The 21,014-nt window shown below is 72.3% G+C and carries 18 protein-coding genes, 6 tRNA genes and 1 pseudogene; 11 read left to right on the top strand and 14 right to left on the bottom strand.

The genetic code is table 11. The features are described from left to right. Nucleotides 1-154: 154 nt before the first annotated feature. Nucleotides 155-1,132 carry a carbohydrate kinase family protein gene (locus MTQ10_RS13245; RefSeq protein ID WP_247466609.1) on the bottom strand — a complete coding sequence of 326 codons (978 nt, stop codon included), beginning with the start codon at nt 1,130-1,132 and terminating at the stop codon, nt 155-157. 130 nt (nt 1,133-1,262) lie between these two features. Here MTQ10_RS13245 and MTQ10_RS13240 point away from each other — a divergent pair, with 130 nt between their 5' ends. Further along, nucleotides 1,263-1,472 carry a hypothetical protein gene (locus MTQ10_RS13240; protein WP_247466606.1) on the top strand — a complete coding sequence of 70 codons (210 nt, stop codon included), beginning with the start codon at nt 1,263-1,265 and terminating at the stop codon, nt 1,470-1,472. Nucleotides 1,473-1,664: 192 nt separating this feature from the next. Then, nucleotides 1,665-3,563: a hypothetical protein gene (locus MTQ10_RS13235; RefSeq protein ID WP_247466603.1), complete on the top strand. Its 1,899-nt coding sequence runs from the start codon at nt 1,665-1,667 to the stop codon at nt 3,561-3,563. Between the two features lie 132 nt (nt 3,564-3,695). Here the strand turns inward: MTQ10_RS13235 and MTQ10_RS13230 are convergent, their stop codons facing one another. Beyond that, the gene (locus MTQ10_RS13230; RefSeq protein WP_028422454.1) at nt 3,696-4,052 is read right to left on the bottom strand and encodes an iron-sulfur cluster assembly accessory protein; all 357 of its coding nucleotides are present in this window, start codon (nt 4,050-4,052) and stop codon (nt 3,696-3,698) included. A 243-nt stretch (nt 4,053-4,295) separates the two neighbouring features. On the opposite strand from MTQ10_RS13230, the gene nadA reads away from it, so the two are divergent. After that, nucleotides 4,296-5,480 carry a quinolinate synthase NadA gene (nadA, locus tag MTQ10_RS13225; protein WP_247466600.1) on the top strand — a complete coding sequence of 395 codons (1,185 nt, stop codon included), beginning with the start codon at nt 4,296-4,298 and terminating at the stop codon, nt 5,478-5,480. A gap of 15 nt (nt 5,481-5,495) precedes the next feature. Here nadA and MTQ10_RS13220 read toward each other — a convergent pair whose 3' ends face one another. From MTQ10_RS13220 to MTQ10_RS13205, 4 genes are all read right to left on the bottom strand, one after another. After that, complete coding sequence (locus MTQ10_RS13220; protein WP_247466597.1) at nt 5,496-7,730, bottom strand: protein kinase domain-containing protein; 2,235 nt, start codon at nt 7,728-7,730, stop codon at nt 5,496-5,498. A gap of 111 nt (nt 7,731-7,841) precedes the next feature. Continuing rightward, the gene (locus MTQ10_RS13215; RefSeq protein WP_247466594.1) at nt 7,842-10,937 is read right to left on the bottom strand and encodes an efflux RND transporter permease subunit; all 3,096 of its coding nucleotides are present in this window, start codon (nt 10,935-10,937) and stop codon (nt 7,842-7,844) included. A gap of 136 nt (nt 10,938-11,073) precedes the next feature. Then, entirely contained in the window at nt 11,074-11,757 is a 684-nt protein-coding gene (locus MTQ10_RS13210) for a response regulator (protein WP_247466591.1), read from the bottom strand. Further along, nucleotides 11,754-13,001, bottom strand: coding sequence for a sensor histidine kinase (locus tag MTQ10_RS13205; RefSeq protein WP_247466589.1), 1,248 nt, complete (start codon nt 12,999-13,001; stop codon nt 11,754-11,756). Before MTQ10_RS13205 ends, MTQ10_RS13210 begins: the two co-directional genes overlap by 4 nt. A 20-nt stretch (nt 13,002-13,021) precedes the next feature. Here MTQ10_RS13205 and MTQ10_RS13200 point away from each other — a divergent pair. Continuing rightward, nucleotides 13,022-13,117: pseudogene (locus tag MTQ10_RS13200) on the top strand (zf-TFIIB domain-containing protein); the annotation flags it as partial. 45 nt (nt 13,118-13,162) lie between these two features. Here the strand turns inward: MTQ10_RS13200 and MTQ10_RS13195 are convergent. From MTQ10_RS13195 to MTQ10_RS13175, 5 genes are all read right to left on the bottom strand, one after another. Further along, nucleotides 13,163-13,234, bottom strand: a tRNA-Val gene (locus MTQ10_RS13195). Nucleotides 13,235-13,264: 30 nt separating this feature from the next. Further along, nucleotides 13,265-13,336 (bottom strand) — tRNA-Val (locus tag MTQ10_RS13190). 44 nt (nt 13,337-13,380) lie between these two features. Continuing rightward, nucleotides 13,381-13,452, bottom strand: a tRNA-Val gene (locus tag MTQ10_RS13185). A 1-nt stretch (nt 13,453) separates the two neighbouring features. Continuing rightward, a tRNA-Cys gene (locus MTQ10_RS13180) sits at nt 13,454-13,527 on the bottom strand. 41 nt (nt 13,528-13,568) lie between these two features. Further along, a tRNA-Gly gene (locus tag MTQ10_RS13175) sits at nt 13,569-13,641 on the bottom strand. 164 nt (nt 13,642-13,805) lie between these two features. Between MTQ10_RS13175 and MTQ10_RS13170 the strand changes: the two genes are divergently transcribed. From MTQ10_RS13170 to MTQ10_RS13160, 3 genes are read left to right on the top strand one after another with little or no spacing between them, the layout of a single operon-like run. Continuing rightward, nucleotides 13,806-14,852 (top strand): chorismate-binding protein, encoded by a 1,047-nt coding sequence (locus MTQ10_RS13170; RefSeq protein ID WP_247466586.1) that lies wholly within the window; start codon nt 13,806-13,808, stop codon nt 14,850-14,852. Beyond that, a complete protein-coding gene (locus MTQ10_RS13165; protein ID WP_247466583.1) occupies nt 14,849-15,670 on the top strand; it encodes an aminotransferase class IV in 822 nt (273 codons plus the stop codon). Before MTQ10_RS13170 ends, MTQ10_RS13165 begins: the two co-directional genes overlap by 4 nt. Before the next feature lie 52 nt (nt 15,671-15,722). Continuing rightward, entirely contained in the window at nt 15,723-16,547 is an 825-nt protein-coding gene (locus tag MTQ10_RS13160) for a GNAT family N-acetyltransferase (RefSeq protein ID WP_247466580.1), read from the top strand. Between the two features lie 7 nt (nt 16,548-16,554). Here MTQ10_RS13160 and MTQ10_RS13155 read toward each other — a convergent pair whose 3' ends face one another. Then, nucleotides 16,555-17,079 (bottom strand): DsbA family protein, encoded by a 525-nt coding sequence (locus MTQ10_RS13155; RefSeq protein ID WP_247466576.1) that lies wholly within the window; start codon nt 17,077-17,079, stop codon nt 16,555-16,557. A gap of 545 nt (nt 17,080-17,624) precedes the next feature. On the opposite strand from MTQ10_RS13155, the gene MTQ10_RS13150 reads away from it, so the two are divergent. Continuing rightward, nucleotides 17,625-18,065 carry a hypothetical protein gene (locus MTQ10_RS13150; RefSeq protein WP_247466573.1) on the top strand — a complete coding sequence of 147 codons (441 nt, stop codon included), beginning with the start codon at nt 17,625-17,627 and terminating at the stop codon, nt 18,063-18,065. Between the two features lie 208 nt (nt 18,066-18,273). Next, nucleotides 18,274-18,441, top strand: coding sequence for a hypothetical protein (locus MTQ10_RS13145; RefSeq protein WP_247466569.1), 168 nt, complete (start codon nt 18,274-18,276; stop codon nt 18,439-18,441). A 79-nt stretch (nt 18,442-18,520) separates the two neighbouring features. Here the strand turns inward: MTQ10_RS13145 and MTQ10_RS13140 are convergent, their stop codons facing one another. Together MTQ10_RS13140 and MTQ10_RS13135 are read right to left on the bottom strand one after the other, a co-directional pair. Beyond that, entirely contained in the window at nt 18,521-19,081 is a 561-nt protein-coding gene (locus MTQ10_RS13140; RefSeq protein ID WP_247466566.1) for a CGNR zinc finger domain-containing protein, read from the bottom strand. A 333-nt stretch (nt 19,082-19,414) separates the two neighbouring features. Beyond that, nucleotides 19,415-19,828, bottom strand: coding sequence for an SsgA family sporulation/cell division regulator (locus MTQ10_RS13135; protein WP_030011909.1), 414 nt, complete (start codon nt 19,826-19,828; stop codon nt 19,415-19,417). 191 nt (nt 19,829-20,019) lie between these two features. Between MTQ10_RS13135 and MTQ10_RS13130 the strand changes: the two genes are divergently transcribed. Next, entirely contained in the window at nt 20,020-20,535 is a 516-nt protein-coding gene (locus MTQ10_RS13130) for a TIGR02611 family protein (protein WP_247466563.1), read from the top strand. An 85-nt stretch (nt 20,536-20,620) separates the two neighbouring features. After that, a tRNA-Val gene (locus MTQ10_RS13125) sits at nt 20,621-20,695 on the top strand. Nucleotides 20,696-21,014: the final 319 nt, after the last annotated feature.

Genomic DNA, 21,014 nt, shown 5'->3' with positions numbered 1-21,014 from the left:
GTGTTCGGACCGCCTGCCGGTACTGCTCGGCCGTGGGCCGGGGCGCGCCCCTGCCCCGCAGGGAGGCGCCGGGCGCGGGGCGGGGTGTGCGCCCGGCCTCGCGCCCGTGCGCCCGGCGGGCGCGGGGAGCGTGGTCCCCGCGCCGGTGCGGCGGTCAGCCCGCCAGGTGCTCGCGGACCTCGTCGGCGGCGTCGACGCCGTACGCCTTGGTGAAGCGGTCCATGAAGTGGGCGCGGCGCAGCTGGTACTCCTGCGTGCCGACCGTCTCGATGACGAGGGTGGCCAGCATGCAGCCGACCTGGGCGGCGCGCTCCAGGGAGACGCCCCAGGCCAGGCCGGACAGGAAGCCCGCGCGGAAGGCGTCGCCGACGCCGGTCGGGTCGGCCTTGCGCTCCTCCTCGGGGCAGCCGACCTCGATCGGCGGCTCGCCGGCCCGCTCGATGCGCACGCCGCGCGAGCCGAGGGTGGTGACGCGGTGGCCGACCTTCGCCAGGATCTGCTCGTCGGACCAGCCGGTCTTGGACTCGATGAGGCCCTTCTCGTACTCGTTGGAGAACAGGTACGTGGCGCCCTCCAGCAGGATGCGGATCTCCTCGCCGTCCATGCGGGCGATCTGCTGGGAGAAGTCGGCGGCGAAGGGGATGTTCCGGGAGCGGCACTCCTCGGTGTGGCGGAGCATCGCCTCGGGGTCGTCGGCGCCGATGAGGACCAGGTCGAGGCCGCCGACGCGGTCGGCGACGGTCTTCAGCTCGATCAGCCGGGCCTCGCTCATCGCGCCCGTGTAGAAGGAGCCGATCTGGTTGTGGTCGGCGTCGGTGGTGCAGACGAAACGCGCGGTGTGGAGGGTCTCGGAGATCCGCACGGAGGCCGTGTCGACGCCGTGCCGGTCCAGCCAGGCCCGGTACTCGTCGAAGTCGGCGCCCGCGGCGCCGACGAGGACGGGCCGCGTGCCGAGCTGGCCCATCCCGAAGGCGATGTTGGCGCCGACGCCGCCGCGCCGCACGTCCAGCTGGTCGACCAGGAACGACAGCGAGACCGTGTGCAGCTGGTCCGCGACGAGCTGGTCGGCGAAGCGGCCGGGGAAGGTCATGAGGTGGTCGGTGGCGATGGAGCCGGTGACTGCGATGCGCACGGCGTGGATTCTCCTGCGTGGAGGTGGGTTGACAGTTCACGCTACCCGGTCCCGCGGCACCACTGAAGTGAACGAAACTACCTGATAGTAGATCTTTCTTCGCGGCTGTGATCGTGCCTACGGTTCCGGCATGACGAACCCAGAGGTCTTCTCCTCCGCTCCCGCCGACACCGACACCGACTGGACGTCGCTGCGCGGCGACTGCGCCCGGATGGTGCCGCACTGGACGGCGCCCGAGCGCTCCGACGCCCGGCCCGTCTCCCCCTCGCAGATCCACGGGGTGAGCGTGCCCGCGCGGTCGGCGCGGCTGCTGGACGCGCTGCCCGAGTACGGCAACTGATCCCGGGCTCCGGGCCGGGGCCGGCATGCGCGCGTCACCGGTCCGGAGCAACGAGGGAACCGTGCGCTCCCCCTGTGCGTCCCATCGCTGTCCCCCATGGAGGGGATACGGCATACGACCCTCCCGCCGCCCGTTTTGACAGGGCCGGGTCAGGGTCTCCGGGACAGCTGTGCAGCCGAAGGAGCGAATGCGGTGAACACCGAGCGACCCGACAACGACGACGCGGCGGCCGAGACCACCGAGGGTGCGGCCGGCCAGGACGCCCCGCGGGAGGCGCCCGGCGCCCGGGCCGGGGAGTCCGCGTCCGGGGCCGGCGCCGCGGCTTCGGCGTCCGATGTCGGTCCGGACGCCGCGGAACCCGGTGCGGCCGGTGAGGCCGGTGCCGCAGGTGAGGCCGGTAGGTCCGGCGAGGGCCTGACCGGGAAGGCCGCGCGCGCCGAGGCCGAGGGGCCCGCGTCCGGCGACGCCCCGGGCGAGAGGCCCGGCCCGTCCGCTCGTACGGCGGCCGAGGACGCGGCGGAGGCCGGGTCCGCCCCGGCCGGCGGACTCGCGTCCGGCGATGCCCCGGCCCGGGACGACGAGGTGAGCGGAGGGTACGACGAGGAGCCCCCCGGCCGGTCGGCCCGGCGGCGCTCCCCCGCGATCGTCGCCTCGGTCGCGGCAGCGGTGCTGCTGGTGGGCGGCGGCGGGGCGTATCTCGCCGCGAACGCGGCCGGGGGCTCCGGCGGCGGCACCACCGACTCGCGCGCGCCGGGCGGGGGCGGCAGCCCCGAGCCGCTGGTGCTGGACGGCTACACGGAGACCGCCTCCGGCACCGGCGGTACGAACGGCATCGCGCCGGGCGAGCCGAATCCGTACGGCGTGACCTACCGGGCCTCCGGCCCGCTCCCGGACGGCCCCGGCTCGGCGTCCGTGTACTGGGCGAAGGGTGAGGTCGGTCAGGCGGAGGTGGCCCGGCTCGCTCAGGCGCTCGGCATCGAGGGCGCGCCGGTGGCCGAGGGGACGACCTGGCGGGTCGGCCAGGGCAAGGACGGTCAGGGCCCGATGCTCCAGGTGAACCGGAAGGCGCCTGGTGCGTGGACGTTCAGCCGGTACGCGCCCGGCGGCGACAACTGTGTGAGCGGCAAGCCGGCCTGCCCGCAGACCTCGGACGCCTCCGGCAGCCCGGTGAGCGCGGAGGCGGCGAAGAAGGCCGCGGCGCCGGTGCTGAAGGCGGTCGGGCAGGACGACGCCAAGCTGGACGCGAGCCAGCTGATGGGCGCCCGGCGGGTGGTGAACGCCGAGCCGCGGGTCGGCGGGCTGCCGACGTACGGCTGGACCACCGGCGTGATCGTCTCGCCGCAGGGCGAGGTCGTCGGCGGCAGTGGTCAGCTGAAGGCGCCGGTGAAGGGAGACACGTATCCGGTGAACGACGCCGACGAGGCGCTGGCGGCGCTGAACTCGGGTCCGGGTGCGGAGCCGCACCGGATGGGGATCGGCGGCTGCGCCGGTCCCGTACCGCTGAAGGACAGGCTGGAGCAGCCGTGCGAGGCGTCGGCGTCGGCTCCCGGGCGGGAGACGCTCACGGTGGAGGGGGCGACGTTCGGGCTGGCGATGCGGTACGCCAACGGCGGGCAGGCGCTGGTGCCGTCCTGGCTGTTCCAGGTGCGTTCGCCGGGGGCGTCGGACCCGTTCACGGTGACGTATCCGGCGGTCGAGCCGGAGTATCTGCGGGCGCCGTCGCAGCAGGCCACGGAGAGGCCGAGCCCGCGGCCGACGGGTCCCGGTGCCGACGAGCCGACGTCGGCTCCGGCGACACGGGACGTGGCGGTGGACGCCTACACGGCGGAGGGCCGGGAGCTGACCGTGGTGTTCACGGGCGGGGTGTGCGCGGACTACGACGTGAAGGCGGAGGAGTCCGGCGACCGGGTGACGGTGACGGTCACCTCGACGCCGTGGCCGGACAAGGTGTGCATCGAGATCGCGAAGGAGTTCCGCCGGACCGTGCGGCTGGCGGAGCCGCTCGGCGACCGCAAGGTGGTCGGCTCGGACGGCGTGGGCGTGCCGCTGGAGAAGCCGGGGGCGCGGCTGCCGGCGACGCCGGTGCAGTAGGGCCCGCCCGGTCCGGCGGCACGGAAGCCGGCGGTCCCATGGAAAAGCGGCGGTCCCCCTGTCGGGGGGCCGCCGCTTTTCGTGCTGTGACGACTGCCGCCGGCTCACCGGGGCGGTGGCCGCGGGGCCGGGTCAGCTGAAGGAGTCGCCGCAGGCGCAGGAGCCCGTCGCGTTCGGGTTGTCGATCGTGAAGCCCTGCTTCTCGATCGTGTCCACGAAGTCGATGGTGGCGCCGCCGAGGTAGGGGGCGCTCATGCGGTCGGTGACGACCTTCACACCGCCGAAGTCCTTCTCCACGTCACCGTCGAGCGAGCGCTCGTCGAAGAAGAGCTGGTAGCGGAGGCCGGAGCAGCCGCCGGGCTGGACGGCGACCCGCAGCGCGAGGTCGTCGCGGCCTTCCTGGTCGAGCAGCGCCTTGACCTTGGCCGCGGCGGCGTCGGTCAGGATGATGCCGTCGGTGACGGTGGTGGTCTCGTCCGATACGGACATCTACATCTCTCCCGGGTTGTACGGAGACTGCTTGCCGACGGGTCCAACCGGCAGGGCCGCGGATTCATTCCGGGCCGGGCGCCTGTTTTTCGGCTCCGCTTCTCATGCTCGCACACCGGGTGCGGAACGGGCACCGGCCCGGAGGGATTCACGTCACATCGACACTATGGCCATCGTCAAAGTGACGTGAAGCGGTTATGATATATAGCGTCAGATCGACGAAAAGTAGAAAGGGTGCGTGTCGTGACCACCGCCCACACCCCGGAGCTCGACGTGCAGCCGACTCCGCTCGCCCTGCTGCTGCTCGGCCGCGAAGCCGACCCGAAGAGCGAACGGGGCGTCGAGTGTCCCGGCGACCTGCCCTCGCCGTCCGACCCGGACCTGGTCGAGCGCGCCCGCGCCGCCAAGGCCGAGCTCGGCGACAAGGTCTTCGTCCTCGGCCACCACTACCAGCGGGACGAGGTCATCCAGTTCGCCGACGTCACGGGCGACTCCTTCAAGCTGGCCCGCGACGCCGCCGCCCGGCCCGAGGCGGAGTACATCGTCTTCTGCGGTGTGCACTTCATGGCGGAGTCCGCGGACATCCTGACCGGCGACGACCAGAAGGTCGTCCTGCCCGACCTGGCCGCCGGCTGCTCCATGGCCGACATGGCCACCGCCGAGCAGGTCGCCGAGTGCTGGGACGTGCTGACCGAGGCCGGCGTCGCCGAGCAGGTCGTGCCCGTCTCGTACATGAACTCCTCCGCCGACATCAAGGCCTTCACCGGCAAGCACGGCGGCACCATCTGCACCTCCTCCAACGCGCGGCGCGCGCTGGAGTGGGCGTTCCAGCAGGGCGAGAAGGTCCTCTTCCTGCCGGACCAGCACCTGGGCCGCAACACCGCCGTCCGCGACATGGGCATGTCCCTGAACGACTGCGTGGTCTACAACCCGCACAAGCCGAACGGCGGCCTGACCGCCGACGAGCTGCGCGCCGCGAAGATGATCCTGTGGCGCGGCCACTGCTCGGTGCACGGCCGCTTCAACCTGGACTCGGTCAACGACGTCCGTGAGCGCATCCCCGGGGTGAACGTCCTCGTCCACCCCGAGTGCCGCCACGAGGTCGTCGCCGCCGCGGACCACGTCGGCTCCACCGAGTACATCATCAAGACCCTGGAGGCCGCCCCGGCCGGCTCCAAGTGGGCCGTCGGCACGGAGCTGAACCTGGTGCGCCGCCTGGCGAACCGTTTCGCGCCCGAGGGCAAGGAGATCGTCTTCCTCGACCGCACGGTCTGCTTCTGCTCGACCATGAACCGCATCGACCTGCCGCATCTGGTCTGGGCCCTGGAGTCCCTCGCCGAGGGCAACCTGGTCAACCGCATCCAGGTCGACAAGGAGACCGAGGCGTTCGCGAAGCTGGCGCTGGAGCGGATGCTGGCGCTGCCGTAGCCGGACCGGCGCGGGTCACCCCTGGGCCGGCGTGCTCTCGGGGTGACCCGGGTCGATCCCGAACAGGGTGCCGTTCGGGGTGAGGACGACCAGCGCGCCCTCGACGGTGTGCACCGTCGCGGAGTCCCCCAGGTTCGGCTGCGCCGAACGCGGCGCGGTCTCCCACAACCGCGTGCCCCGTACGGCGTCGAACGCCGCGACGCGCCCCGTGAGGCTGGCGGTGTACAGCGTGCGGCCCCAGCGGTCCAGCACCGGCGGCCCGGGCTGCTCCAGCGTGGTCGCCGCCGTCCACAGCTCCTTGCCGTCGGCCGGGGACACGGCGGTCACCCGGCCGGTCCCCGCGATGTAGAGGACACCGCGCTCCAGGCTCACCGCCCCTTGGTAGTCGCGGGCCAGCCGCACGGTGCGCCGGGCGCCGGTCGACGGGTCCAGGCTGACCAGCGACGAACCGGCCGTGCCGCCCGGTGAGACGTCCGGGTCGCGGACCGTCTGGAACAGCAGCCGCCCGTCGAGCACACCGATGTAGTCGCCGTCGATCAGCGGCCCCTCGAACCGCCGCACCGAACCGTCCGACGGATCCACGGCGAGATACACGGCCGTGCCGCCCTCCGCCCCCGAACGGCCGCCGACGGCGGCGCAGGAGCCGAACGGGCGGCGGTCGACATCGACGAAGGTGCAGTAGTGCTCCGCCGGCAGCTCCACGGTCCAGCGCGCCGAGCCGTCCCGTGGCGACCGGGCGACAAGGGACCGGCCGTCCGGGGACGGCGTGAGAACGGCACCCCCGGCGACGGTGGCGTCCCCGCCGGTGTCGGTCGGCACGGCCCGCGACCACAGCTTCCGGCCGCTCGCCGCGTCGAGGACGGAGAGACGGGCGGACGGCTCGCCGCCGTCGCCACCGCCGAGCAGTTCCTGTACGACCACCGCGTCCCCGTACACATCGATGACCGCGGTGTCGTACTCGTCCCAGGAGACGCCCTTCGGGGCGATGTCCGCCCGCCACTCCACCGTGCCGGTGACGGCGTCGATCCGTACGGCGAGGACACCGTTGCCGCCGCAGAACAGCGCGGTGCCGCCCGGCCGGCAGCGGGGGTAGCCGTTCGCGTCGGACAGCGCCTGCGGCCCGCGCACCGCCTTGGCGTACACCGAGGACTGCCAGGGACGGAAACCATTCGGCAAGGGCGCCCACCGGGAGGACGCCGACGGGCTCGGACCCTGCTCCGCACCGGCGACCGGCGGGGCGTCCGGCCCGCGCAGCGCCCACCAGGACTCCGCCCCCGCCGCCAGCACCACCAGCGCGGCCGACACCGCCAGCAGCGGACGCAGCCGCCGCCTGCGCCGGGCCGGCGGCAGCGTCACCGGGCGGGTCTGTCCGAACTCCGGCCGGCGCAGCGTCACCGTCGACGCGTCGTCCGGGTCCGGCTCGGGCAGCGCCCTCGCGAACTCGCGGCCCAGCTCGTCCAGTTCCGGCCGGTCCTTCGGCTCCTTCGCCAGACAGCGGCCGAGGATCTCCCTGAGCGGCGGCGGCACGGCGTCCAGCGCGGGCTCCTCGTTCATCACCCGGTACGCCGCCACGAACGGGCTGTCCGCGTCGAACGGCCCCCGCCCCGTCACCGCGAACGCCAGCAGCCCGCCCAGCGAGAACACGTCCGAGGCCGGCCCCACCGACCGGGAGTCGACGAGCTGCTCCGGCGACATGAACGGCGGGGTGCCGATCAGCAGGCCCGTCTCCGTCAGCGTCTGGTTCTCCGCCGCCCGCGAGATGCCGAAGTCGATGACGCGCGGCCCGTCCTCGGCCATCAGCACATTGGCCGGCTTCAGATCCCGGTGCACCACCCCGGCCCGGTGGATGTCCCGCAGCGCCTCCACCAGCCCCAGCGCCAGCCGCCGCAGATCGGCGCCGCGCAGCGGGCCCTCGGCGCGTATCCGCTCGGCGAGCGACTGCGCCGGCACGAACTGCGTCGCCATCCACGGCCGTACCGCCTCCGGGTCGGCGTCCACCACCGGTGCCGTGAACGCGCCGCTCACCTTGCGGACCGCGTCGATCTCCTGCCGGAACCGGGCGCGGAAGACCGCGTCCTCCGCGTACTGGGCGTGCACCACCTTCACGGCGACCTCGCGCCCCGAACGCGACCGCGCCCGGTAGACGACGCCCATGCCGCCGGCGCCCAGCCGGTCCAGCAGCCGGTAGCCGCCGACCGAGCGGGGATCGTCCTTGTGCAGCACCGCTGGTGGCCCCTTCCCCCTGATCACCCGCGCTCCCCCTGCGTCCTCCCCGGGGGCCGGGTGTGATCTCACAGGATAGGGAAAGGGGGCGCGGCCCGGTCGAACGGGCCACGCCCCCTGGGCACAGGGTGCCTCACGTCACACCGAGGCCGGCTCCGGCGTCCCGGTCTGCTGCGCCTCACGCTTGGCCGCACGCTTCTTCGCCCGGCGCTCCTTGCGCAGTTCGAGCATCGCGTACAGCGTCGGCACCAGCAGCAGCGTCAGCAGCGTCGAGCTGACCAGACCGCCGATCACCACGACCGCCAGCGGCTGCGCGATGAACCCGCCGTCGCCGGTGATGCCGAGAGCCATCGGCAGCAGCGCGAAGATCGTCGCCAGTGCGGTCATCAGGATCGGACGCAGCCGGTGCCGGCCGCCCTCGACGACCGCCTCGACGACGCCGTGGCCCTGCCGCCGGTACTGGTTGATCAGGTCGATCAGCACGATCGCGTTGGTGACCACGATGCCGATCAGCATCAGCATGCCGATCATCGCCGGGACACCCATCGGGGTGCCGGTGACGATCAGCAGACCGAGCGCGCCGGTCGCCGCGAACGGCACGGACACCAGCAGGATCAGCGGCTGCGCCAGCGAACGGAACGTGCCGACGAGCAGCATGAAGACGATCGCGATCGCCGCGAGCATGGCCAGGCCGAGGTTCTTGAACGCGTCGTCCTGGTCCTGGGTGACGCCGCCGATCTCCGCGGTCGCGCCCGCCGGGAGCTTCAGCGCGTCCAGCTTCGCCGTCAGGTCCTGGCTGACCGCGCCGGTGTTGTCACCGGTCGGCTTCGCCGTGATCGTCGCGGCGCGCTGGCCGTCGATACGGGTCATCGACACCGGTCCGTCGACCACCTTCACGTCCGCCACGTCGGACAGCTTCACCGGGCCGAGCCTGAGGTCCCGCAGCTGCTGCAAGGTGGCCGCCGGGTGCGCCGACTTCAGGACGACGTCGCGTTCGGTGTCGTCGAGGACCGCCTTCGCGGCGGGCGTGCCGCGCACCGCCTGCGCGACGGCCATGCCGAGGGTCTGGTCGTCGAAACCGGCCGCGGCGGCCTTGGAGTTGGCGCGGACCGAGATCCGGGGGACGCTCTGCGACAGGTCGCTGGTGACGTCGGTGACGTCGTCCAGGGAGGCGACGGCCCTGCGGACCTGCTCGGCGGCGGTGCGCAGGACGTCCGCGTCGGCGGCCTTCACCACCACGCTCAGGTCCTGGCTGCCGAAGCCGTCACCGGCGGAGACGGTCGTCGTGCCGATGCCGTCGAGCTTCTTCAGCCCGGCCTCGATGCGGTCCCGCACATCGTCGAAGTGGGCGGAGTCCTCCAGCATCACCTGGTACGACGCCTGGTTGGTGTCCGTGCCGCCGCCGAAGGCCGCCATGAACCCGGAGGAGCCGACGGTGACCTGATAGTCCTTCACGCCGTCGGTGTCCGCGAGGAGCTTCTCCACCTTGCGGGCCTGCGCGTCGGTCGCCGCCAGGCTGGTGCCGGGCTTCAGCTCCTGCTTGACGGTGAGGACCTTCTGCTCGCCCTGGTCGAAGAAGTTCGTCTTCAGCAGCGGCGTCATCGCGAAGGTGGCGACGAGGACGACGACCGCGATGGCCACGCTGGTCAGGCGGCGCCGGGTCGCGAACCGCAGGACGGGGACGTAGATCCGCTGCAACCGGCTGTTCGCCTCCTTCTCCTCGGCCTTGCGGCGGGCCTCCGCCGCGTCCTCGGGGGTGCCCTTCGGGGCGCGCAGGAACCAGTACGACAGCACCGGGACCACGGTCAGCGACACCAGCAGCGACGCCAGCAGGGCCGCCGTCACCGTGATGCTGAACGAGCCGAACAGGGCGCCCACCATGCCGCCGACCAGGCCGATCGGCAGGAACACGGCGACGGTGGTGAGGGTGGAGGAGGTGACCGCGCCGGCGACCTCGCGGACGGCGGTGAGGATCGCGGCGGTGCGCTCCTCGCCGTAGCCGAGGTGACGCTTGATGTTCTCCAGCACGACGATCGAGTCGTCGACGACCCGGCCGATCGCGATGGTCAGCGCGCCCAGCGTCAGCATGTTCAGGGACAGGTCCCGGGTCCACAGCACGATCAGCGCGAGGACGACCGACAGCGGGATGCTGACCGCGGTGACGAGGGTGGAACGCACCGACGCCAGGAAGACGAGGATCACCAGCACGGCGAAGAGCAGACCGAGCGCGCCCTCGGTGGTCAGGCCGGAGATGGCGTCCGACACGGCCGGGCCCTGGTCGCTGACGACGGTGATCGTGGCGCCGGCGCCGAGGTCGGCGCGGAGCGCGGGCAGCTTGTCCTCGACGGCCCGGGAGATGGCGACGGCGCTGCCGTCGTGGTCCATGGTGACCATCACGGCGAGGCTGGGCTTGCCGTCGGTGCGGGTGATGGAGTCGGCCGGTGCCTCCTGCCGGCGCACCTCGGCCACGTCGCCGAGCCGGACCGGCTTGCCGGTGCCGCGCACGGCGAGGTCCTGTATCTGCTTCACCGAGGTGAAGCCGCCGCCGACCTGGACGGTCCGGTTGGCGCCGGACTCGTCGAAGGAGCCGGCCGGGACGGTGGCGCCGCCCGCCTGGAGGGCCTGCGCGATGTTCTGCGCGGTCAGGCCGGCGCCGGCCAGCTTCGCCTCGTCCGGGGTGACGGTGACCTGCACATCGCGCACACCGGTGACGGTGACCTGTCCGACGCCGTCGATCTCCTTCAGGTCGGGGACGACGGTCTTGTCGAGCTGGTCCGCCAGGGCCTGCTGGTCCTTGGGGGAGGTGACGGCGAGGACGACGGTCGGGATGTCGTCCGTCGAGCCGGCCACGACCTGCGGGTCCACCCCGTCCGGGAGCTGGGCGCGGGCCCGGTTGACGGCCTGCTGCACGTCGGCGACGAGCTGCTGGGTGTCGTTGCCGTAGTCGAAGGACGCCATGATCACGGCGTTGCCCTCGCTCGCCGTGGAGGTGACGCCGGTCAGCCCGTCGACCGCTTCGAGGTTGTTCTCGATGGGTTCGACGACCTGCTTCTCGACGACCTCCGGGGAGGCGCCCTGGTAGGGGGCGAGCACGGACACCATGGGCAGTTCGATGGTGGGCAGCAGCTGCTGTTTGAGCTGCGGGATGGCGATCGCGCCGAAGACGAGGGCGACGACCGACATCAGACCTATGAGCGCGCGTTGCGCGAGGCTGAATCTGGACAGCCAGGACATGGACAGGGGTCTTCCTTCTGTGAGCGGCAGAAGTGATGCCCCTACACCCTGTGCCATGCGGGACGGGTGATCCGTAGACCCCAGGTCCCGTTCCTCACGGGGCGTGTACTCCGGGCGCAGTACGGCACGGTGGAGTTCACTCCACCCTCGGACGGACCAGCCCCGACTCGTACGCGATCACCACGAGCTGCGCCCGGTCCCGCGCCCCCAGCTTGGACATCGCCCGGTTGACGTGGGTTTTCACGGTCAGCGGACTGACCTCCAGGCGCTCGGCGATCTCGTCGTTGGAGTGCCCGCCGGCGACCTGCACCAGCACCTCGCGCTCGCGGCCGGTGAGCGTGGCGAGCCGCTCGGAGCGCCCCGGGTCCGGCTCGCCGTCGGCGGTGTCGCGCTGGGCGAGGAACCGTGCGATCAGGCCCTTGGTGGCGGCCGGGGAGAGCAGCGCGTCCCCGCCGGCGGCGACGCGGATGGCGTTGAGCAGTTCGTCCGGTTCGCTGCCCTTGCCGAGGAAACCGGAGGCGCCCGCGCGCAGGGACTGCACGACGTAGTCGTCGACCTCGAAGGTGGTCAGTATGACGACGTGGACACCGGCGAGGGACGGGTCCGCGCTGATGGTGCGGGTGGCGGCGAGGCCGTCGGTGCCGGGCATGCGGATGTCCATCAGGACGACGTCGGGGCGCTGCTCGCGGGTGAGGCGGACCGCCTCGGCGCCGTCGGACGCCTCGCCGACGACCTCCATGTCGGGCTCGGAGTCGACCAGCACGCGGAAGGCGCTGCGCAGCAGCGCCTGGTCGTCGGCGAGCAGGACACGGATCGTCATGCGGTCTCCCCCGGGTTCCCGTGGACGGCGGTACGGGTCTCGACGGGCAGGATCGCATGGACGCGGAAGCCGGCCGAGTGGCGGGGCCCGGCGGTGAGGGTGCCGCCGAGGGCGGCGACGCGTTCCCGCATGCCGAGCAGGCCGTGTCCGCCGCCCTCGCCCGGCGCGGCGGCCCGCTCGTCGCCGGGGTCGTGGCCGACGCCGTCGTCGAGGACGGTGACCTCCAGCCGCTGCCCCACCCGTACGACGCTGACCTCGGCTTTCGCGCCGGGGCCCGCGTGTTTCTGCACATTGGTCAGGGCTTCCTGGACGATCCGGTACGCCGCAAGGCCGACGGCGGCCGGGACGCTCGTGCCGTGGTCGGCGTGGGCGACCTGGACGGGCAGGCCGGCGCTGCGGAAGGTGCCGGCGAGTTCGTCGAGGCGGTCCAGGCCGGGGGCGGGTTCGGTGGGTGCCTCGGGGTCGCCGGACTGGCGCAGCAGTCCGACGGTGGCGCGGAGTTCGTCGAGCGCGGAGCGGCTGGCCTCGCGGACGTGGGCGAGGGCCTCCTTGGCCTGGTCGGGCCGCTTGTCCATGACGTGGGCGGCGACACCGGCCTGCACATTGACGAGGGCGATGTGGTGGGCGACGACGTCGTGCAGGTCGCGGGCGATGCGCAGACGTTCCTCGGCGACGCGGCGGCGGGCCTCCTCCTCGCGGGTGCGTTCGGCGCGCTCGGCGCGTTCGCGGATGGCCTGGACGACGGCGCGGCGGCTGCGGACGGCGTCCCCCGCGGTGGCGCCGATGCCGGTCCAGGCGAAGATGGCGAGGTTCTCCTGCGCGTACCAGGGCAGCGGCCCGGCGAGCATCGCGGCGCCGGTCAGCACGGTCGTGGTGAGCAGTCCGACCCGCCAGGTGGTGGGGCGGTCGGTGGTGGAGGCGACCGTGAACAGGGCGATCACGGCGGACATCGCGACGGGTACGCGGGGGTCGCCGGTGACGCACTCCACGAGGGAGACGGCCCCGGTGAGGGCGAGGACGGTCAGCGGGGCGCGGCGCCGGAAGACCAGCGCGGCGGCGCCGAGGGTCATCAGGACGAGACCGAGCGGGTCGGGGGTGCGGATGCCCCAGGTCATGCCGTTCTCGCCGTGCGGGTCGACGAACGATCCGGCGACCATGCAGCCGAGCACGCCCGCGGCGAGGGCCGCGTCCAGGGCGAGGGGGCGCGCGGTGAGTCGGCAGCGGGCGCGGTCGATGGCGGTCACGAAAGTTCACGGTAGCGGCGGCCCCGCCCGCCCCCGCGTGGGGCGCCCAGCACCACGGCGGGCACTACGGTCACCGCCGTCACAAGAGCTTCGGACGCATGCTGTTCTCCAGCTGAGCACAGCGAGAAGCCCCCGGTCGCAGGACCGGGGGCTTCGGCGTGTGGACGATACTGGGATTGAACCAGTGACCTCTTCCGTGTCAGGGAAGCGCTCTCCCGCTGAGCTAATCGTCCGGGATGCTGTGACCCGTGAGTCACAGAGCGTGCGCGATACTGGGATTGAACCAGTGACCTCTTCCGTGTCAGGGAAGCGCTCTCCCGCTGAGCTAATCGCGCGAGGTGATCTTCGAGAAGATCATAAGGCCTTCGAGAAGACCCAGTGGACGATACTGGGATTGAACCAGTGACCTCTTCCGTGTCAGGGAAGCGCTCTCCCGCTGAGCTAATCGTCCTTGGAGGTGGAGACGGGATTTGAACCCGTGTAGACGGCTTTGCAGGCCGTTGCCTCGCCTCTCGGCCACTCCACCAGGAGTGTAGAGGATCATCGGGATGATCCCCTCTTCCTTCGAGCGGACGACGAGGCTCGAACTCGCGACCTCAACCTTGGCAAGGTTGCGCTCTACCAACTGAGCTACGTCCGCCTGTCGTTTCGGTCCGCTTCCGCGTCCCGGCGACGTGTTGAACTCTAGCGGATTCCTGGGCCAGGACAAAAACGCGTTTGCGCAGCGTGCTGCGGAAGGTCCTGCTCAGCCCCCTGCGTGCACGCCCGGCAGGGCCGGTGGACAGCCGCCCTAGACTCGACAGCGTGCTCGACCTTCAGCCTCTGGCCCGCTTCGGCGACCGTGTCGCCACCGGGCTGATCGACGTCACCAGTGACCCCGCGGCACTGGACTCCGCCGGCTTCTGGGCCGTCGCCGCCGACTACGAGGGCCGCCTGACCTGCGCCCGCTTCCGGGACGTACGGGAGGAGCCGGTGCCCGCGCCCGTCCCGGGCCGGTGGCGCGGCCCCGACCCCGCGCGGTGGACGTCCTCCCTGGACCACGACGCCTACACCGAGGGCGTGCGCCGCATCCGCGCGTACATCGCCGCCGGCGACGTCTACCAGGTGAACCTCTGCCGGGTGCTCTCCGCGCCCGTCGCGCCCGACGCCGACGTGGACGAGCTGACCGCGGTCCTCGCGCGCGGCAACCCGGCACCGTATGCAGGAACGATCCGCCTGCCGGAGCACGGCGTGGAGATCGCCACCGCGTCGCCCGAGCTCTATCTGCGCCGAGACGGGCGGATCGTGGAGTCCGGGCCGATCAAGGGCACCGCGCCGACCGAGCCGGAGCTGCTGGAGAAGGACTTCGCCGAGAACGTGATGATCGTGGACCTGGTCCGCAACGACATCGGCCGCGTCTGCACCACCGGCAGCGTCACCGTGCCCGACCTGTGCGCGGTCGAGAAGCACCCGGGGCTGGTGCATCTCGTGTCGACCGTACGAGGCGAACTGCGTGAGGGGGCCGGGTGGCCCGAGCTGCTCGACGCCACCTTCCCGGCCGGGTCCATCACCGGCGCGCCGAAGTCCAGCGCGCTGCGGATCATCGACGAGCTGGAGACGGCACCGAGGGGCCCGTACTGCGGCGGCATCGGCTGGGTGGACGCCGACCGCGGCACCGGCGAGCTGGCCGTCGGCATCCGCACCTTCTGGATCGACCGCGACGAGGGCGTGCTGCGCTTCGGCGCCGGCGCCGGGATCACCTGGGGATCCGACCCGGAGGGGGAGTGGCGCGAGACCGAGCTGAAGGCGGCCAGGCTCCTCGCGGTAGCGTCGGGGCAGTACGAGGTGAGTGGAGAGGGACTGGGCACGTGAAGATCTGGCTCGACGGCGGACTGAGGGACATCGAGTCCGCCCGTGTCTCCGTCTTCGACCACGGGCTGACCGTGGGCGACGGCATCTTCGAGACGGTGAAGGCGCAGGACGGCAGGCCGTTCGCGCTGACCCGCCATCTCGACCGGCTGACCCGCTCGGCGCGCGGCCTCGGCCTGCCCGACCCCGACCACGACGAGGTCCGGCGCGCCTGCGCCGCCGTCCTCGACGCCAACCCGATGCCGCTCGGCCGGCTGCGCATCACCTACACCGGCGGCCACGGCCCCCTCGGCTCCGACCGTGGCGAGCACGGCCCGACCCTGGTCGTCGCCCTCGGGGAGACCACGCGGCGCCCCGACACCACGGCCGTCGTCACCGTCCCGTGGACCCGCAACGAACGTGGCGCCGTCACCGGCCTGAAGACCACCTCGTACGCCGAGAACGTCGTCGCTCTGGCCCGCGCCCATGAACACGGCGCCAGCGAGGCCCTGTTCGGCAACACCGTCGGGCAGCTCTGCGAGGGCACCGGGTCGAACGTCTTCGTCGTCCTGGACGGCGAGATCCACACCCCGCCGCCGGCCTCCGGCTGTCTCGCCGGCATCACCCGGCAGCTTGTGATCGAGTGGACCGGCGCGCAGGAGACCGACCTGCCGCTGGACGTGCTGGAGCGCGCCGACGAGGTCTTCCTGACCTCCACCCTGCGCGATGTGCAGGCCGTCCACCGTGTCGACGGGCGTGAACTGCCGGGCGCGCCCGGCCCGGTGACCGCCAAGGCCATGCGGGTCTTCGACGAGCGTGCGGGCGCCGACCTGGACCCGTGATCGCGCGCGGAACCGGATGACGCGGCCCGGTCCGCGGGGTAGAACACCCGTGATGACCACGACCCTGCGGCCGGCCGAGCCGCTTCAGCGGAACGCCGACGGGACCCGCTCACGCCGCTACCGCGTCTGCGTGAACAGCCGTCCCGTCGGCTCCATCCATCTGCGGACCTCGCCCTTCTTCGGCGACACCGTCGCCGTCGTCGAGGATCTGCGCATCGACGAGCCGGACCGCCGGCGCGGACGCGGCACGGTCGCCGCGCTCGCCGCCGAGGAGGTGGCGCGCGGCTGGGGCTGCCGGCAGATCGAGACGGCGGTGCCCGCCGGTGCCGAGGCGGCCCTGCGCCTGTTCGAATCCCTCGGATACGTCCACCGCAACCGCGGCATGCGCAAACGCCTCGGTGACGTCCCGCCCGAGTTGCCCGCCGGCAGCGTCGCCCGGCCCATGGACGAGGACGAGTTCGCGCGTTGGGCGGTCCGTACGGCGGACGAGTACGCGCACGTGTGGACGGAGCGCGGGGTGCCCGAGGCGGAGGCGCACGCCCGCGCACGCCGCGACCACGAGCGGTTGCTGCCCCGCGGACGGGACACCGAGAACATGCTGTTCAGCGTGGTCGAGCACGACGGCACCCGGGTCGGCACCATGTGGCTTGCCCTCCGGGAGGAGCAGGCCTACGTGTACGACGTCGAGACCGACCCCGCCCACCGGGGCCGGGGGCACGGCCGCACCCTCATGCTCCTTGCGGAGGCGCAGACAGTCGCCGCGGGCCGACGCGTCCTCGGCCTCAACGTCTTCGCCGGCAACACCCCGGCCGAGCGGCTCTACGAGTCACTCGGCTACGAGACCGTCCGCCACACCCTCTACAAGCATCTGCTGTAGGGCTGCCTCAGCCGCGCGCCAGCAGCCTGTCGGCGATCTCCTCGATACGCTCACGCAGCCCTTCCTGACTCTTGCCGCCGTCGAGCCGCTCCCCGCCGATGACATATGTGGGCGTGCCGGTCACCCCGATCGCCTTGCCCTCGGCCTGGTCGGCGTCGACGATCAGGATGTGCCGCCCGTCGATCAGCGCGGTGTCGAACTCCTCGCCGTCCAGACCGAGTTCCCCGGCCGCCTCGACCAGGAAGGCCTCGCCGCGCCGGTCCAGCTCCTCCACCCGGCCGAGCACCGACTCCACATACGGCCACGCCCGACCCTGCTCGGCCGCCTCCTCCGCGGCCTGCGCGGCGGCGAAGGCGTGCTTGTGCTTCTCCAGCGGGAAGTGCCGCAGCCGCACCTCCAGGCGGTCGCCGTACCGGGCCCGCAGCGCACGCACGTCGTCCAGCGCCGTACGGCAGTCCGGGCACTGGAGGTCGCACCACATGTCGAGGACGACCGGGGCGACGGGGGAGGACACAGGGGAGGACTCACTCATGGCCCCAAGTCTTCCAGCCGACGCAAGCAGCACCGAACCCGGGACACCCCGCGACCCGCAGCCGCTGTGCGGCGAAAGGGGGCGTGCCGGGGTGTGCCCGCCCGCAGGGTGCGGCGAAAACGCAGGGCAAGGATGTAAGGGCAGAGCGTCGCACCGAGGACGGTCACCCCCCGGCGCGGCCCCGACCCCACCCACCAGCGGATGGCGCTACCGCAACCACGCACCCCCGGCGACGGGCTGCGGCAGGCACCCAGGGGCGCGGGGAACGGCGCGAAGGCCCCCACCGGCCGGTAGGTGAGAACGATGGCCCGGCCATCCCGAAGGGGCGCAGGGAACTGCACAAAAAGAACATCACCGGCATATCAGCAACAAGGGGTCGCGGGAAACTGCGCGACAGGACCCCCGCACGCCCCTGACCAGCACCTGCGAAGGAGATGACCCGGAGATGTCCCTGATGTCCCGCCCGGAGCGTGGCCCGACGGCAACCCGGGGGTGCAGGATGGAAGGCGAACCGCCCGCACGCCCGAGCCCGCTGGAGGACCGGCATGATCCCCGAGACCGTCTGTTCCGCCGTCGCCGCGGCCGGCCTGGGCATCGCGGCGGTGACGGCGTACCGCAAGAAGTTTCTTGCCGCGGCGCGAATCGCCGCCTACGCGCTGGTGCCGCTCGGCCTGGTGATGACCGGTGTCGTCGGGTGGATAGCCGACACCGCCTTCAGCCCCACGGCCTGGGCCGGCTTCGGTGTGCTCGGCGTCGCCTGGGCGCTGTTCGCCGGGACGCGGGCCGTCGAGCGCCGCCGCGGCGGCACCCGTGCCGAGCGCAAGCAGGCCCGCGGCGCGCAGAGCGGGGTGGTCGCACCGGCGGCGTCCGAGCCCGCGCTCGGACCCGGCACCGGCCGGACCGCCCGCCCGGCACCCGCCCGCGGGGCCGAGCCCGCCGACGACTTCTCCGACATCGAGGCCATCCTCAAGAAGCACGGCATATGACGGGCTGCCCCGGCCCGCCGGTGCAGGCCGCGTGTCGCGGCTGAAACGTCACAGAAGGATCACGGCCGCCGAAGCGGTCACAGTCGGAAGCCGCCCCGATCGGGCAGTGATCACGACCTGAAACGAAGATCACGGAACCGGCGACGTCCCGTTCATTCCGGACGGCTGATCGCGTCCGGCGCCCCGGCTGCGTCATCATCGCGGCGAGATGCTGGACACGCCAGAGCTGGATACGCCACAGAGCGAGCCCGCGCCGCCCCCGAGCGAGCCGCGCGGCTGTCTCTTCGCCCTTTCCCAGCCACCGCTGATGATCTTCCTGGCGGTGATCGGGTCCCTGCTGCTCATGGCCGCGCTGCACGATCTGCTGCTGCTGTGAGCCGTACCCGCGGTCCCCGGCGTCACCCGCCGGGTACCGCGCGCCCCGACGTCCGGTCCGTGATCCCTTCCGCGGCTCGTCAGCCCGCGGCCTCCTTGCGGCGGGCCCGGTAGGCCGCCACATGCAGCCGGTTGCCGCAGGTGCGGCTGTCGCAGTAGCGGCGCGAGCGGTTGCGGGACAGATCCACGAACGCCCGCCGGCAGTCCGGCGCCTCGCAGCGCCGCAGCCGCTCCTGCTCGCCCGCCACGACGAAGAACGCCAGCGCCATGCCGCAGTCCGCCGCCAGATGATCGGCGATGGAGGCGCCCGGCGCGAAGTAGTGCACATGCCAGTCGTAGCCGTCGTGGTCCGTCAGGCGGGGCGTGGTGCCGGCCGCCGCGACCAGCTCGTTGATCAGTCCGGCCGCGGTCCGCGCGTCCGGGGCCGCGAAGATCGCCGCGAACCGGCCGCGGATCCTGCGCACGGCCGACAGGTCGAACTCGGACAACACACCGACATCGCTGATGTCGTGGTTCCGTACGAATTCCGTGAGCGCCGCGACATCCGGCAGCCCGTCCGGCGCCGAATCGTCCTCCGGCGCGGTGTTCACCAGATCCACCACGGCGTCCAGCGCACACCGGGTGTCGTGGGTGATCAGCACGTTCAGCTCCCTGGCCTGAGGGTCGGGCGGGCGCCCGCCGATGCTGGCCGATGGTAGTGGCTCCCGGCCGTGGTGCACCGGTCCCGTCCGTCCGGGATGCGGGCGGACGTCCGTGGACGTCCGTAGAACGCCCCCGGAGCCGCGAGCGTTCCCGCGGAAGCCTGCCCGCCCCGTCACGGGGAGCGACCCCCGTCAGGACCCCTCACGCACGCAGGCCGGCGCCGCCCCGTGGTGACCCACGGCGACGGCGCCGGCGCAAGCCGTATGCGGTTGTCGTCTCCCGAGCCGTCTCCCCGAGTGGACGGCGCCGGGCGGTCTCGGCGAGGGCCTCGGCTAGCTCTCGGCCAGGATGTGCGACAGCTCCTTGTCGAGATCGAAGTGGCGATGCTCCGTGCCGGGAGGGACGGCAGCGTCCGTCCGCTTCAGGAAGGACTCCAGGGCGCGCGCCGGGGCCTCCAGCAGCGCCTCGCCCTCGGGAGAACTCAGGGCGATGCAGACGACGCCCTGGCCATGGCTGCGCGACGGCCAGACACGGACGTCGCCGGTGCCGGTGGGACGGTGAAGCCCCTCGGCGAGGAGGTCGCGGGCGAACACCCACTCGACGGTCTCCTCGGCTCCGGTGTGGAAGGTGGCGTGCACGGCGTAGGGGTCGGCCGTGTCGTACCGCAGGCCTGCGGGGACAGGCAGGGAGGACTCGCTCGACACAACGAGGCGCAGGTGCAGCTCGCAGCTGACCGTGGTGTTCATAAGCGCCAGGGCCTTTCGCTCAGTGTGCGCTCGGGGATTCGCACGTCGGCGAAATCGACATGCCACCTACGGTGCCGTTGTAAACCCCTCTGCGTGTTTTGCCTGTCTTTACGTAACTCTTCCGGCCGAGAACCCCTACGAGCGGTACGACCATTCCGGTGAGCGGATTCTCTCCGGTAGGGTTTCACCGTATGAATACGGGGAGTAACGAGCCGGGCATGAGTGCCGTGGCGACAGACGGGGGAAAGGTGAGCGAGGAGAAGGCCGGCGGCGTGACCGGCGGTGCGTCCGAAGGGGCGGCGGACGCGCTGAGTGACGAGACGAACCAGGACCGAGGCCTCGGCTCCCGGGCCCCGGAGTTCATCAGGAAGCGGCGCGCCCTGCACCTGAGCTGGCAGGTCGGTGTCTTCGTGGTGGGCCTGGCCGTCGTGATCGCCGGCATCATCATGCTGCCGCTGCCCGGACCCGGTTGGGTCGTGATCTTCGGCGGCATGGCGATCTGGGCGACCGAGTTCGTCTGGGCCCAGCTGGTGCTGCGCTGGACCAAACGCAAGGTCACCGAGGCGGCGCAGCGCGCTCTCGACCCCAAGGTGCGCCGGCGCAACATCATCCTCACCGTGATCGGCCTGGTGATCATCGGCGTCCTGGTCGGGGTCTATCTGTGGAAGTTCGGCATCGTCATGCCGTGGAAGATCAAGGATCAGTGACCCGCGCGGCGCCGGCGGCTCCGGCCGCCGTCGCCGGGGTGGTCACAGGCACCCCCTGACATGGGGTAATGTTCTTCCTGCGCCCGGGCGATTAGCTCAGTGGGAGAGCGCTTCGTTCACACCGAAGAGGTCACTGGTTCGAACCCAGTATCGCCCACCACCCGGAACGTCGGCCCGTCTGCAGAGAGCAGGCGGGCCGACGTCGTCCATGCGGCGGACGGCCACCGGGTCGGCGTACGGCGGACCCGCGGGCCCGCCCTCGCGCGGCGTGCCGTGTTCGCGGTGGTCGCGCGGCCGTCCCGCCTCGTACGACCCCTTGTCCGGACCCGGGCCGGCCCGTTCCGCATCCCCGCCGTCCCGTTGAAGGCCGAGCCGCCCGCAGCCCTCGACCCGGTCGCCGTGTCCCCGCCGGCCGACGAACCGGTCGATCCGCGAACCAGCCGTCCCGGGGCCTCTCCGTCACCGCCCGCCATTCGGCC

Source organism: Streptomyces sp. XM83C (assembly GCF_023072675.1).
Classification (GTDB): domain Bacteria; phylum Actinomycetota; class Actinomycetes; order Streptomycetales; family Streptomycetaceae; genus Streptomyces; species Streptomyces thermocoprophilus.
Note: the sequence above shows the minus strand (reverse complement) of the source record. Positions and strands in the feature narration are given on the sequence as shown.